The organism is Hyphomonas sp. (assembly GCF_041398465.1).
In the GTDB taxonomy this organism is placed as follows: domain Bacteria; phylum Pseudomonadota; class Alphaproteobacteria; order Caulobacterales; family Hyphomonadaceae; genus Hyphomonas.
Window position 1 is genome coordinate 371,897 of sequence record NZ_JAWKUS010000004.1, and the last position, 13,680, is coordinate 385,576.

Sequence of the window (13,680 nt, forward strand, 5' to 3'; positions counted from 1 at the left end):
GGCCTGATCCTAATCCCGGTGGGCCGCGCGGGCGAGACGGTCATTGATGGCTTCGCCGAGGCCTTCGTCCGGGATGCGGGCGACGGCGATGCAGTCGAACTGCGTGTCGAGCGTGCGCAGGGCGGCGAATAGGTTCTTCGCGGCTTCGCGCAGGTCGCCGGCCTCCGAAAGATTAAGACCGGAGTAGGGAGTGTCACCAAAGCCGAGCCACCCCTCACCCGGATCCGGCGCGTCGGCATTGAGGCGCACGCGGGCGTTTGGGGCGTAGTGGCTCTTCAGCTGTCCGGGGGCGGAGATTCCGTCAGCTTCCTCGCGGGCGATCAGCGGCTGGCCGAGCGCTGCCTCAAGTGCGGAGGTTTCGAGCGCGCCAGCGCGGAGCAGGACAGGGCGCTCGCCAACGAAACTGACGATGGTCGACTCTATGCCGCGCTCGCAGGGGCCGCCATCGAGGATCAGGTCGACCTTCCCGTCCAGGTCTTCCTTCACATGCTGCGCCGTCGTCGGGCTGACATGGCCGGACCGGTTGGCGGAGGGCGCAACCAGCGGCTTGCCGAACGTCTCGATCAGCGCACGCGCGCCGGGATGGGCAGGCATGCGCAGGGCGATCGTATCGAGACCCGCGCGGGCAATGTCGCTGACGGTGCCGGTCGGTGCGACGGGCAGGACCATGGTCAGCGGCCCCGGCCAGAACTTCGCGGCGATCTCGCGCGCCTGATCCGAGAAGACAGCCTCCTGCTCCGCCATCTCCATGTTCGCGACATGGGCAATCAGCGGATTGAAGCGCGGGCGGCCCTTGGCCTCGTAGAGGCGCACCACGGCATCCGGGTTCGCGGCATTGCAGGCGAGGCCGTAGACGGTCTCGGTCGGCATGGCGACAAGGCCGCCGCCGCGCAGATGCATGGCGGCAAGGCTGAGCGTTCCGGGCTGGATGGGCACAATCGCTGTCATGAGGCGCGCCTTAGCACCCGTCCCGCCCGGCAGGAAGCCGCTGGTGCATCATTCCTTGCGGGTGGCAGTGCCTTTGACGGTGACGGTGACCTCGTCTGCGACCCAGTCTCCGCCGGGGTCGGACTGCTGGCCAAGGTTCATGGCCGCGCGGGAGAGTGTTGTGGTGCCCTCGAAGGTCGCGGTGTCGCTGTCTATGATCAGGCTGAAATCAAATGGAACATTGACGGCCTGCTCCTTCACCAGCAGCGAGGCTTTCGCCGTGTAGCCGCCTTCGGGTGAGGCCTCGAAATTGATCAGGCTGACCTTCACCACCGGAAACGTATTCGTATCGAACCATTCCCCGCTTTGCAGCGTGTCATCATAGAGCTTGGTGCCCGTGCTGGCCGAGCCCGGCTGGACTTCGACCGCAACGGTGGAGCCTTCAAGGTCTTCGGGGTCGAACAGGACCGTCGCGTCCCAGCGCCCGAATGTGCCAGAGAACGGCTTTCCCTGATATGTGCCGGAGAATGCGATTTCGGATGTCTCTGTGTCGATGTCCCAATTGCCCGCTTCTTCCGAAACGGCGCCTGTTGCGCCGGGGCCGTTCGGTGCAGGCGGTGCGGACTTCATCAGCGGAACTGCCGCGATGATTGCAAACAGGAGCACAGCGCCGCCGAAGGCGATGGCGTAGCCCTGGGCCGGTGGCGGCGAATGCGGACGGCCGAAGAGGCCGGGGATCATCCGCTTGAACACGCCTTGTTCGGCGGCGACTTCATGCTTGATCGCGCCCGCGACGTGCAAGCCCAGCAGGATGATCAGCACCCAGGCGCCCTTGGAGTGCAGGAACTCGGTCACCTCGTGAACCACCCCGCCCCGCAGGCCCTCTGTAAACGGAAGGTGCGGCCAGCTGACCGTGCCGAACAGGACGGTGGACACCTGGAATCTGGAAGTGGAGACGAGCAGCCAGCCAAGCAGCGGCAGGGCGATCATCAGGAAATAGAAGCCCATATGAACGCCGTGGGAGAGGCGTTTCTCCCACGGTGTCATGTCATCGGGCAATGGCGGCGGCGGATTGCGCCACCGCCACAGCACCCGCGCCACACTCAGGAACAGGATCGCAATCCCGATCGATTTGTGCAGCTGGAAGCGGGCTTCATTGTCTTCCATGTTCCATCCCAGCCAGATCATGAACAGGATCAGGGCCGCGATTGCCCAGTGCAGGAGGATCGCGACGACCGTGTAACGGTTTGAGGATGGAGCATGCATGGGGGTGAGCCTTATTCAGATTCGCTGGCTTCTGCTGCCTTGGCGAATTCGACTTCGATCAGCAAGCCCACTTCGTCGCTGACATTCGGCACGAGGATGTCCATGCCGAAGTCGGAGCGCTTCAGCGTGCCGGTGGCCGAGAAGCCGATCTTGGGCTGGTCCGGCGCCCACGGGAAGCTGGCGGTGCCATTGTAAGTCACGTCCAGCGTCACCGGCTTGGTCACGCCCCGGAAGGTCAGGTCGCCGGTGACGGTGCCGGTATTTGCGCCGGTCGCGGTGACGTCGGTGGATTTGAACGTGATGGCCGGGAAAGCCGGAGCGTTGAAGTAGGCGTCGCTCTCGGAAATTTCCTGATCGAATGTGTCGAACGGGCTGTCCGGGTGGCTGGCCTTGAAGTCAAACGGGTAGTCGGTCTCGATAGAGGCCGGGTCGATGGTCACGTCCAGCACGCTGGCTGACAGGTCTGCCGGGTCGAACACCAGCGTACCGGAGAGGCCGGTGAAGCGGGCGGTATAGTTGGACAGGCCGAAATGGTTGACCGTCCAGGTCAGCGACGCGTGGGTCGGGTCGAGGTCATAAGTGCCGGCCGGGCCGAGTTCCGGCGCCGGGGCATCTGCAGGGCCTGCTGTTGTTTCGGCGACGGTGGTTTCCGGGGTAGCCGGAGCAGAATCGGTGGCTGATGGCGCGCCGCAGGCGGCCATGGAACCGGCAAGGGCAATTGCAGAAACGGAAAGGAGGAATGTGCGCATAGGTGGATGAGCCTTCTGTTGGTCAGGTTGACGCACAGTATAGTGCACCGCTGGACAGTCGCCACAGGCACGCTAAAGCCTGAGGCCAATATCACTTATGCGTAATCGGAGATAAATTGATGGCCTATGAAGCCCCGATCCATGACATGGCCTTTTCGCTGCAGTCCGTTGCCGGTCTGCCCAAGCTGGAAGGCCTGCCGGGCTTCGAGGCTTATGATGCCGAGCTGATTGCGCCGATCCTGGAAGAAGCGGGCAAGCTGGCCCGTGATGTGCTGGCGCCGCTGAACCAATCCGGTGATGCAACGGGTGCAGTGCTGACCGAAGACGGCGTGAAGGCCGCGCCGGGCTTTGCCGAGGCCTACGCCCAGTTCCGCGACGGCGGTTGGATGGGCCTGTCGGCGCCGGAGGAATGGGGTGGCCAGGGCCTGCCCAAGGCCGTCGCGCTGGCCGTGATGGAAATGATCCACTCGGCCAACATGGCGTTCGGTCTCTGCCCGCTGCTGAGCTTCGGCGCCATCGAGGCGCTGCTGCACCATGGCACCGATGCGCAGAAGCAGACCTACCTGCCGAACCTCGTCGCCGGGAACTGGACCGGCACGATGAATTTGACCGAGCCGCAAGCCGGTTCCGATGTCGGCGCGCTGAAGACGAAAGCCGTGCCGAACGGTGACGGCTCCTACGCCATCAGCGGACAGAAGATCTTCATCACCTGGGGCGACCATGACATCGCCGAGAACATCATTCACCTCGTGCTCGCGCGCCTGCCGGATGCCCCGGCCGGATCGCGTGGTGTGTCACTGTTCATCGTGCCGAAATTCTTTGTCAGCGAGGATGGCAGCCTTGGTGAGCGTAACAGCCTGAAATGTATCGGTCTTGAGAAGAAGATCGGCATCCACGCCTCCCCCACTTGCGTGATGGAGTATGACGGCGCCAAGGGCTGGCTGATCGGTGAGGCGAACAAGGGCCTGGCCTGCATGTTCACGATGATGAACTCAGCCCGCCTCAATGTCGGCCTTGAAGGCGTCGCCGTGGGCGAGGCGGCTTATCAGGCGGCCTTCGAATACGCGCAGGAGCGCAAGCAGGGAAAAGTGCAGGGCGTCGATGGCCCCGCCCCGATCCTGCACCATGCCGATGTGCGCCGTACCCTGACGACCATGCGCGCCCGCGTCGCGGCGGCCCGCGCCATCTGTTATGCCTGCGGCGTCGCGGCAGACCTTGCCGACGCCGCGACGGACGAGCAGGCGCGCCACGCGGCCAAACTCCGCGAAGACCTGCTGACGCCGATTGCCAAGGCCTGGTCCACCGACATGGGCGTCGAGGTCGCAAGTCTTGGCCTGCAGATCCATGGCGGCATGGGCTTCATGAACGAGACGCTGGCGGCGCAGCTTTACCGCGATGCCCGGATCGCGCCGATCTATGAAGGCACGAACGGCATTCAGGCAATCGATCTCGTTGGCCGCAAACTGTCCGGCACGAATGGCGAGTCCATGCGGCTGATCCTCGGCGACATCGACGCGACCATCCGCGAAGCCCGCGCCACGAACGAGCCGCAGCTGGTCCAGATCGCAGATCGTTTGCGCGCCGGGGCCGACGCGCTGCGCGAAGCGACGGACTGGATGCTGACCGCCATGAAAGACCGCGATCAGGACAAGGCGCTCGCCGGGGCAACGGCTTACCTCGCGCTCGCCGGTGACGTGATCGGCGGCCACTTCCTGACAAAGGCAGCCGTTGCCGCACGCGCCAGGGACCCCGCCAGCCGCGCCCGCAACCTCGCGCTCGCCGGCTTCTTCGCCGAGACGGCCCTCGCCGAAGCCCCCGGCCGTGTGCCCGGCATCACCGAAGGCGGCCAGACCTTCCTGGAAGGCAGCGAAGCCCTGTTCGGGATCTAGGCAGCCGCGTTGGCCGTGGCTGTCGGGAACAGCAGGGTCAGGTAATTCCGGAATTGCTCAGACTGGCGCCGCGTCGTGCCGGTGTCACCGTGGGCGCGCTGCAGGACGAGGCCGCCTTCGATGACGGAGACGATCATCTCGGCCAGCTGGCGCGGCGTGACGGGCAGGGCCGGTTCGTATTTGTCGAACACTTCCTGGAACTTGCGGACATAGATGGACGTCCACTGGCGCAGCGTGTCCGAAACGAAGTCCAGCACGTCCGGATCGAACTGGCGGCTTTCATACGTGTAGACGGCATACATGCAGCCGGGCGCCGGGTCTTCCGAATTGGAGATGTAGGCCTCGAACAGTTTGAGGAACACGATCACCTGCTCCAGCGGGTCGTCGCTGAGGGCCTGTGACTGGGCGTCGAAGTCCTGGAACATCTTCAAATCGTTGACGGCGTAGCGCTTCACCAGTTCGCGGGCGAGGTCTGCCTTGCCCTTGAAGTGGTGGAAGAAGGCGCCCTTGGTGACGCCGGTTTCCTTCAGCACCTCATCGATGGATGTGCCGGCAAACCCGTTCGCCATGACCAGCTTCTTGGCGGCGTCCAGAATGCGTTCTCGGGTCGACTCTCCACGTGATTTCACGGCTAACTCCATACCAACTGGTTCGTATATTAGTCTTGGTGGGGCATTTTTCAAGCGATCCGCCTGAATTCAATGCTTTGTATATATTGCAGTTATTAATTTTTCTGCCCCGTCATTAAGATTCTTCATTGACGACAGACTAAATGGTTTGCAAAACATACCAACTAGTTGGTACTGAAATCTGAATATCAGGACCCAGCGAAACCGGCCCCCGCGGCCACACTCTCGAACTGAAAACCAAACTCGAATTCAATGGAGACCCAGAATGCAAACCAACACTCAGAAACTCGCCATCGTCAGCTCCCGTGGTCATGACGACGAACGCGGTACCGTCGCCTGGACGATCGCCAATGCCGGCGTGAATTCCGGCCAGCAGGTGACCATGTTCCTCGTCGCGTCCGCCGTCGACACGGTCCGCAAGGGTGCAGCTGAACATGTCCGCATGAACCCGTTCGACCCGCCGATGGGCGAGTTGATCTCGACCTTCATGGACAATGGCGGCCGCATCCTCGCGTGCCCGCCCTGCGCCAAGGTGCGCGGCTATGCGGAAGAAGACCTGATCGACGGCGTCCAGATCGTCGGCTCCAACGCCCTGCACGCCCTCATCCGTGATGGCGCATCCACGTTGAGCTTCTGATGTTCGGCCTACGGAAAAAGAGAAAGGAACCCGACATGACCAGCTGCATGACAGTCTTTGTCGCCGAGACCAGTCCGGATGTCGTCGCCCTGAGCGCGAAGGACGCTGCATACTTCCACAACCGGGCCGGTGTGGAATTCGTCGACCTCCGTCCGGCGGAGATGATCGCGGAAACAACGGGCATCATCCCCGGCGCCCGCAATATCTCGCTCGCAGATATTGAGGCCGGCAGGATGCCGCCTGCCTTTGACGACCGGTCGATCCATGTGATCACGACCTGCCTTGCCGGGCCGACGGCGGCGCGGGCGGCGGACCTGTTCGCCAAAATGGGCTTTGCCCGGGTCAGCTATATCGACGGCGGCACCCGCGCCTGGCTCGAAGCCGGCATGCCAACCCATCGGTGATAATCATCCCCCAAAAAAACAGCGCCGCCTCCATGACAGAGGCGGCGCATGCTTGTGTGGCAGGAATTGCCTATTTGCACTTCAGGTCAGACGAGTACTGACCACTTGGTGTGACGACTTCGGTGCCCGTGCAGGGCATTCCGGATACACTCATGCCTTCAATGGCAATCTTTACGGCGGCGCTCGGAGCCGTCTGCCCGTCCTGCAGAGTGCCTTTGTCCTGATAGGTGAAGGATGCCGGATTTCCATCCTTGTCCAGCTTGGACACCGAGTGCCAGCTGCATTCGGCGTCAACGGCATAGGGGGCGCCGTCGGCTTCGTGAACCCAACAGGATGTTCCGCTGTCGGTTGTGGCCGCGTTGATCGGTTTGTCCGGTGCAGCCGAGGCTGTCATGGGCAGCATCATGGCCGCGGTTGCCAGAATGGAGATTCCGGCGGCGAGATTCCACGTCTTCATGTTGTTTCCTCCTTGGTCGGAGCAAAAGATCGCCCTGCGGGATGCAGGGGCATCGGCCGCAGAGGTCTGCGTCCCCGACCGGGCGAAACGCAATCACACTTCCATTCCGGAAACAATGAACCCGAGGATGAAGGTTCGGACATCTAAAAGTGGTGGGGTGGTGAAACCTGAAGCAGCTACTGCAAGACGCGCAGCTCATGAATTATCGTTCAATATCTGAGGATTGCTTTGAAGCTTCGGCAAAACCAGGAGCAGCAGCACGGACAGGCAGGACGCGCCCGCCGCGACACTTGCCAGCGGGGCGAGCCCTGCCGTCACGAAGGGCGCAGCGGCGGCTGTGCCGGTCGCGGTGGTGGAGAGGATGAACAGGATCACCAGCGCGGCGCCGCGCGCGTCATCCCCGTCAGAAGCGAGGATGGCCCGGAAGAAGCCCGGCGGCCCGCGCAGGCCGAGGCCGAGGTTCACGGGCACGAACAGCAAGGTAATGACCAGCGCGTTCATCCCGCCATTGAGACCATAGATTGCCAGCCCGATCAGGCCGAACGCCGAGGTGGCGGAGCCGGTCAGGATCATCCGCTCTGGCCCGAACATGTCTGCAAGGCGTCCGGCCAGATTGGACGTCAGGATGAAGAAGGCAATGCCGGTCACCTGCATCAGAATGAAGTCATTGAGGCTGAGGCCCAGCGCCTTGGTCATCATTGCGGGGGCGCCGAACACGAAGATCAGCAGCCCGCCGAGCGTGCAGGCCTGGCTGAGCGCGTAGCGCAGGTAGGTGGCATTGCTCAGCAGGCGGATATAGCTGCCCTTGCCCCGGGTCGGCGGCGGCACGGGCAGGCTGGATCCGAGGGCCCGGACAAGCAGCGCAACGATCAGGCTGAGCGCGGCGATCATGAAGAAGGAACTCGTCCAACCCCACACGGCCAGCAGCCAGACTCCGGCCACCGGGGCAAGTGCCGGAACGAGCGACTCGACGCTGCCCATCACGCCCAGCGCGCGCACGGCGCCAGCCTCGCTGAACATGGCGCGGATCATGCCCGGCGCGAACACGGCGGCGGCTGCACCCGAGAATCCGTGCAGGAAGCGCAGGCCGACCAGCGCGGGCAGGGACGGCGCCAGCGCGCAGGCAAGCGAGACAAGTGCGTAGGCGATCAGGCTGCCGATGAGGAGGCGGCGCTGGTCCACTCGGGCGCCCAGTTCTCCGAACAGGATCAGGCCCACGCAGCCGCCCGCGACGAAAGCCGCCAGCACCAGCTGCGCCATCGCTGCGCTGCCGCCCAGCACCTCTGGCAAGCCCGGCACGGCGGGCAGTACAAGGTCTGTTCCCGCAAGGCCAAGGGTCGTGCCGAGAAGCAGCAGCGCAAAGGCAAGCGAGGGGGAGGCAGCGGTTTTCATGGAGGCGGGCTTATCGGGGAAAGCCGGGTTCCTGTCGACCGCGAATTTGAGACACTGGGTCACCGGTGCCGGAACGGGGCACATATCTGGCCGTTTATATGGTCCATACACGGTGTTTACATGGTGTTTTATATGGTCCGGCAGGCGGACTTATCCAACAGTGAGTGCGCTGGTTGCCGGTAGGCGGTGAGATCGATAAGAGGGGCGCCTGAAGCGGCAGGAAACCGACACATCATGGCCTGGACCAAGACTTATGAAGGCGCCGAGCCGCTGCGCATCAATAAATGGCTGGCCGAGGAAGGCGTCTGCTCGCGCCGCGAGGCCGATGCGCTGATCCTGAAGGGCCTGATCAAGGTCGATGGCGAGGCTGCTGTGGCCGGCCAGAAGATCGAAGCCGGTCAGACGCTGACCCTGCTGCAGAAGGCGACCCGCCAGCTCGACAACAAGCTGTCGCTGATCTTCCACAAGCCAGAAGGCATCGTCTCCGGCACGCCGGAACCGGGTGAGATCCCGGCGGTACGCCTGATCACGGAGAAGACGCTCTCCGGCAAGGCGCATGCGATCCCCGGCCGTTACAACAAGCTCGCGCCGCTCGGCCGACTCGACAAGGACAGCCGCGGTCTGCTCGTCCTGTCGGAAGACGGCGTGCTGGCAAAGGCGCTGATCGGGCCTGAGAGCACGGTGGACAAGGAATACGTGGTCAAGGTGAAGGGCGATGTGACGCCCGAGAAGCTGGCCCTGCTGCGGCACGGGCTGGAGCTGGACGGCCGCAAGCTGAAGCCGGCTGAGGTGGAGCAGGTGAAGGCGCACGAGCTGCGCTTCATCCTGCATGAGGGCCGCAACCGCCAGATCCGCCGCATGTGCCAGCTGGTGGAGCTGCGGGTGGTGGACCTCATGCGCGTGCGCATCGGCTCGCTGGAACTGGCGGGCCTGCCGGAAGGCAAATGGCGCCCGATCAGCGCAAGGGAGCGGGAAGCGCTTCTAAGCGGTGCGGCGCCCCGGCCTCGCAAGCCACGGGAAGAACGGGCGCGTCCACAGCGCGCTGCGCAGGACAGGCCGCCGCGTGGCGAACGCCCGCCCCAGGGCGAGCGGCCCGACCGCCCGCCGCGTTCGGGCAAGCCGGGTGAGAAGCCTTTTGGCAGGCCAGGCGGCAAACCCGCCGGAAAAGGCGGACCGCCGCGCGGCGACCGCAAGCCGGACAGCAGGGAAGAAAAGCCAGTCAATCCAATGCGCGGCGCGAAGTTCAAGCGCACCAAGCTTGGGCCTCGCAAACGCACGCCGATCAAATAGCTGACCTTGCGTGACGGCTTGGCGCATTGAGCGCCCGGCCTATTCTGGCGTCATGGACGGTTTGACAACAAAGACACCCAAGCGCCCCGGACTGGACTATCTGCACGGCGAAGCCGCGCCCGGTCATGGCGAGATGATGGAGATCACGCCGCGCATCCAGTGGATTCGCATGGCGCTGCCATTTGCGCTGAACTTCATCAATGTCTGGCTGATCGATGACGGCGATGGCTGGACCATAGTCGATACGGGTATGCCGCTGAATGAAACGCGGGACGCCTGGAAAGCGATCCTAGAACCGCGCGTCACGGCGGAGAAACCGCTGAAGCGCGTGATCGTCACACACATGCACCCGGATCATGTCGGCTGCGCTGGCTGGCTCTGTTACAAGTACGGGGCGGAGCTGTGGATGAGCCGGTTGGAATACACGACCTGCCGGATGCTGATCTCGGACACGGGCCGCGAAGCACCTGAGGCGGGGATCAGTTTCTACCGCAAGGCCGGCTGGGACGAGGCGGCGCTACAAAACTACCGCGATCGCTTCGGCGGCTTCGGCCGCGGCGTTTCGAAGATGCCAGACAGCTTTTTCCGTCTCAGCGACGGTGACACGTTCGAAATGGGCGGTGAGACCTGGGAAGTGATCACCGGGAACGGTCACTCTCCCGAACATGTCTGCCTGTTCTGCCCGGCGGAAAACATCGTCATTTCCGGGGATCAGCTGCTGCCGCGCATTTCCTCCAATGTGTCGGTGCACCCGACCGAACCGGCGGCCAACCCCCTGCTGGACTGGATGTCGAGCTGCGAGAAACTTCTGGAGCGCCTGCCCGCAGACGTGCTGGCCCTGCCAGCGCACAACGAGCCGTTCCGGGGGGCGCATAAGCGGCTGCGCCACCTGATCGACGGGCATGAGGTTGCCCTGACGCGTCTGAAACAGCGCCTGGCAGAGCAGCCGCGCAAGGTGCTGGACACGTTCGTTGCCATTTTCGGGCGGAAAATAGACCTGGAAGAGCAGGGTATGGCGACCGGCGAAGCGCTGGCCCACCTGAACTGCCTGATCTATCGCGGTGAGGTGAAAGCCCAACCAGGCCCGGACGGCGTCACGCTCTACAGTCTGGCCAATTGAGCTGATTTGCAGCCGTTTGGCAGTTTTCGGCTTCGCAATCGACCGGGCTTTCGTCTAAGAAAGGCCCCTGTTGAAAGACGATAGCGAGGCCTCGATGGCACGAGATGGCGAAAAGGCCGCGCAGGGCAGTGACGACACGCCCACCACTCTTGCCGACAAGGTGAAGCAGGAACTGAAGGAATGGGGCGCCACGCTGGCGGTGTTCGTTCCGCTGTTCATGCTGTTCTCTGGCCTTGTCTACGAACAGCGCGTCATCCCGTCTGAAAGCATGGTGCCGACGCTGCAGGTGTCTGACCGTGTGGCGGTCGCCAAGTTTGCCTATGGCTATGACCGCTATTCGCTGCCGTTCAGCATGGGGCGCTACCTGCCGCTGCCGAAGGGGCGCATCTTTGCGCGCGATCCGAAGCGCGGCGATGTCGTCGTTTTCGAGCACCCGCACGCCGGCAAAGTCATGATCAAGCGCGTCATAGGCCTGCCGGGTGACGAGGTCCAGATGATCGACGAGCAGGTCTATATCAACGGGGAACCACTGCCGAGCGAGTATGTCCGCTCTGTCCGCTACGTCCCGCACGGCACCAACTGGGTGGCGACTGCCTATGAATGGCGCGAGACGGCAGAAGATGGAAAAAGCTGGATAACCGACCGTCAGGAAGCAGGCGACCGGGGCGACAATACGGTGCTGTTCATCGTGCCCAAGGGCCATGTCTTCATGATGGGGGACAACCGCGATAACTCCCTCGATAGCCGTTTCCTGTCCGGTCATTGCCCGCCAGTGGGCAATGTTGTGGATCGCGTCGGCTGCCCGCTGGCCGTCGATCCGAAGGAGGCTTCAGTTGGCTTCGTTCCCATGGATCACCTGATGGGACGGGCAGATACGGTGTTGATGAGCTTCTATCGCTGCAAGCTCATGGACGGCGAGAAATGCCCGAAGCGGGTGTGGAAGGGGCTCTAGCCGACCGAAAGCAGGGATTCCTGCCTTGTCGCTTCCGGCCAACCTCGCTAGTGGCTGGAAGTTCGCGGGGCATCTTGACCCTATCGGACTAGATTGAACGGACCGGATGGCGATGCCAGAAACGACATCGACAGCAAACCGGCGCGGACCCATCGTGGTGTCGCGTCATGGCAAGCCGGCGCTGGACCGTACGGCCGGGCCTCGGCTCGACTGGCGCCAGTACAAGGACTGGTGGGCCCGGTACGAAGAGAGCCCGCTGGCCGATGGACAGGTTGCACCGCCGGACCTGATGGAAGCGGTGAAGGATGCTGACCGCGTCTTCGCTTCCGGCCGTATCCGTGCGCAGGAGACAGCTGCCCGCGCAGCGCCGCACATGCAGGCGGAATACGACCCGGTCTTCAATGAAGCGCCGCTGCCGCCGCCCTTGCTGCCGCGGGTGCGTTACCTGCCGAAGACATGGAACATCCTCGCCCGCGCCGCCTGGATGAATGGCCATGCGCTGGACGGCGAAAGCGTGGTGCAGGCCCGTCTACGGGCGATGGAAGCTGCACAAAAGCTGCACGAGGCCTCTGTGGATACGAAGGTCTATCTGGCTGCGCATGGATGGTTCAATCGCATGCTGAGACCGGAGCTGAAGAAGCTCGGCTGGAAATGCGTGCATGACGGCGGAGATTCCTATTGGAGTTTCCGCGTCTACGAATACCGGTAAATCCGGGTTCGAAATCGAATTGGAAAAGGTTGTGATGGGTCGGGCACCGCTCTAGTGTCCGGTCGATCCGAAACGTGAGGCGACATGGCAGACCCGAAGGAAAAACCCGTCGACAAGATGAGCTTCGAAGAAGCGCTTGCGGAACTGGAAGGTATCGTGCGCCAGCTGGAAGCCGGTGAAGTCGAGCTGGAAAAGTCGATTGCCATCTACGAACGCGGCGCGGCGCTGAAGGCGCATTGCGAATCACGCCTCAAGGCGGCGGAACTGAAGGTCGAGCAGATCGTGCAAGGCGCCGGAGGCCCGTCCACCGAACCCGCAAGCTTCGACTAGCGCTGCCATGGGGGAGGTGATCGACTTCGACCTACGCCTGAAGGAAGTTGCCGACAAGGTGACCGTGGTGCTGGACCAGCTGATCCCGCCAGCCTCCGGGCCGGAGGCGGACCTGATGCGTGCCATGCGCCATGCGGCGCTCGCCAATGGCAAGCGGATGCGGCCCTTCTTCCTGCTTGAAACAGGCGCCATGTTCGAAGCGCCGGAGAAAACACTCCTGCGTACGGCAGCGGCACTGGAATGCGTGCATTGCTACTCGCTGGTCCATGACGACCTGCCATGCATGGACGATGATGATTTCCGCCGTGGCCAGCCGACCGTGCACAAGGCGTTCAACGAAGCGACCGCCGTACTGGCCGGCGACGCTTTGCTGACACTGGCCTTCAAGATCCTCGCCTCCCGTGAAACGCATCCGGATGCCGAAGTGCGGGCGCTGCTGATCGAGCGGCTTGCCGATTCTTCCGGCGCGCGGGGAATGGTCGGTGGCCAGATGATCGACATGCTGGAAAGCGACAGTCCACGCGACCTCAACACGATCACCCGCATGCAACGCCTGAAAACCGGCGCGCTGATTTCCTACGCAACAGAAGCTGCAGGTATCATTGGCGGCGCCCGCGAACATGAACGTAGTGCGCTTGCAGGCTTTTCGAACGATCTGGGCCTCGCCTATCAGATTGCCGACGACCTGCTGGATGCCACCGGGGATGAAGACTCGGTTGGCAAGGCGCTCGCCAAGGATGAAGAGGCCGGAAAGGCTAATTTTGTTACGATTCTTGGTATCGATGGAGCACGTCAGCGCGTGCAGCTTCTGGCGGAGCAGGCGAAGGAACACCTCGCTATTTTCCGCGAAAAGGCCAATATACTGCTGCAATCAGTCGATTTTGTTCTTGATAGAACACACTAGACAGACAGAAAGCCGTCACCCAGAA

The 13,680-nt window shown here is 63.0% G+C and carries 15 protein-coding genes; 9 read left to right on the forward strand and 6 right to left on the reverse strand.

The features are described from left to right. Positions 1–9 precede the first annotated feature (9 nt). Genes R3C98_RS14770 through R3C98_RS14780 form a run of 3 tightly spaced genes read right to left on the reverse strand, consistent with a single transcriptional unit; the run spans position 10 to position 2,942 of the window. Positions 10–948 (reverse strand): L-threonylcarbamoyladenylate synthase, encoded by a 939-nt coding sequence (locus R3C98_RS14770; protein WP_371314833.1) that lies wholly within the window; start codon positions 946–948, stop codon positions 10–12. A 48-nt stretch (positions 949–996) separates the two neighbouring features. Further along, on the reverse strand, positions 997–2,193 hold the full coding sequence (locus R3C98_RS14775) for a cytochrome b/b6 domain-containing protein (RefSeq protein WP_371314834.1): 1,197 nt from the start codon (positions 2,191–2,193) through the stop codon (positions 997–999). 11 nt (positions 2,194–2,204) lie between these two features. Further along, on the reverse strand, positions 2,205–2,942 hold the full coding sequence (locus R3C98_RS14780; RefSeq protein WP_371314835.1) for a YceI family protein: 738 nt from the start codon (positions 2,940–2,942) through the stop codon (positions 2,205–2,207). A 119-nt stretch (positions 2,943–3,061) separates the two neighbouring features. Between R3C98_RS14780 and R3C98_RS14785 the strand changes: the two genes are divergently transcribed. Then, on the forward strand, positions 3,062–4,831 hold the full coding sequence (locus R3C98_RS14785; RefSeq protein ID WP_371314836.1) for an acyl-CoA dehydrogenase: 1,770 nt from the start codon (positions 3,062–3,064) through the stop codon (positions 4,829–4,831). Here R3C98_RS14785 and R3C98_RS14790 read toward each other — a convergent pair. Beyond that, a complete protein-coding gene (locus R3C98_RS14790) occupies positions 4,828–5,460 on the reverse strand; it encodes a TetR/AcrR family transcriptional regulator (protein WP_371314837.1) in 633 nt (210 codons plus the stop codon). The genes R3C98_RS14785 and R3C98_RS14790 overlap by 4 nt on opposite strands. Positions 5,461–5,725: 265 nt before the next feature. Here R3C98_RS14790 and R3C98_RS14795 point away from each other — a divergent pair, with 265 nt between their 5' ends. Together R3C98_RS14795 and R3C98_RS14800 are read left to right on the forward strand one after the other, a co-directional pair. Beyond that, positions 5,726–6,097 (forward strand): DsrE family protein, encoded by a 372-nt coding sequence (locus R3C98_RS14795; RefSeq protein WP_371314838.1) that lies wholly within the window; start codon positions 5,726–5,728, stop codon positions 6,095–6,097. Between the two features lie 35 nt (positions 6,098–6,132). Continuing rightward, a complete protein-coding gene (locus R3C98_RS14800) occupies positions 6,133–6,501 on the forward strand; it encodes a rhodanese-like domain-containing protein (protein ID WP_371314839.1) in 369 nt (122 codons plus the stop codon). A gap of 70 nt (positions 6,502–6,571) precedes the next feature. Here R3C98_RS14800 and R3C98_RS14805 read toward each other — a convergent pair whose 3' ends face one another. Together R3C98_RS14805 and R3C98_RS14810 are read right to left on the reverse strand one after the other, a co-directional pair. Beyond that, positions 6,572–6,958, reverse strand: a complete 387-nt coding sequence (locus R3C98_RS14805) for a hypothetical protein (protein ID WP_371314840.1) — start codon at positions 6,956–6,958, stop codon at positions 6,572–6,574. A gap of 195 nt (positions 6,959–7,153) precedes the next feature. Continuing rightward, a complete protein-coding gene (locus R3C98_RS14810; RefSeq protein WP_371314841.1) occupies positions 7,154–8,350 on the reverse strand; it encodes an MFS transporter in 1,197 nt (398 codons plus the stop codon). Positions 8,351–8,584: 234 nt separating this feature from the next. On the opposite strand from R3C98_RS14810, the gene R3C98_RS14815 reads away from it, so the two are divergent. The 6 genes from R3C98_RS14815 to R3C98_RS14840 all read left to right on the forward strand — a co-directional run bounded on the left by R3C98_RS14815 (position 8,585) and on the right by R3C98_RS14840 (position 13,655). Then, positions 8,585–9,640: a pseudouridine synthase gene (locus tag R3C98_RS14815; RefSeq protein ID WP_371314842.1), complete on the forward strand. Its 1,056-nt coding sequence runs from the start codon at positions 8,585–8,587 to the stop codon at positions 9,638–9,640. Positions 9,641–9,650: 10 nt separating this feature from the next. Next, positions 9,651–10,760: an MBL fold metallo-hydrolase gene (locus tag R3C98_RS14820; RefSeq protein ID WP_371314843.1), complete on the forward strand. Its 1,110-nt coding sequence runs from the start codon at positions 9,651–9,653 to the stop codon at positions 10,758–10,760. 70 nt (positions 10,761–10,830) lie between these two features. Continuing rightward, positions 10,831–11,712 carry a signal peptidase I gene (lepB, locus tag R3C98_RS14825; protein ID WP_371314844.1) on the forward strand — a complete coding sequence of 294 codons (882 nt, stop codon included), beginning with the start codon at positions 10,831–10,833 and terminating at the stop codon, positions 11,710–11,712. A gap of 112 nt (positions 11,713–11,824) precedes the next feature. After that, positions 11,825–12,421, forward strand: coding sequence for a histidine phosphatase family protein (locus R3C98_RS14830; protein WP_371314845.1), 597 nt, complete (start codon positions 11,825–11,827; stop codon positions 12,419–12,421). An 84-nt stretch (positions 12,422–12,505) separates the two neighbouring features. Next, positions 12,506–12,751, forward strand: coding sequence for an exodeoxyribonuclease VII small subunit (locus R3C98_RS14835; protein ID WP_371314846.1), 246 nt, complete (start codon positions 12,506–12,508; stop codon positions 12,749–12,751). A 7-nt stretch (positions 12,752–12,758) separates the two neighbouring features. Further along, positions 12,759–13,655 (forward strand): polyprenyl synthetase family protein, encoded by an 897-nt coding sequence (locus R3C98_RS14840; RefSeq protein ID WP_371314847.1) that lies wholly within the window; start codon positions 12,759–12,761, stop codon positions 13,653–13,655. The last annotated feature ends 25 nt before the right edge of the window (positions 13,656–13,680 follow it).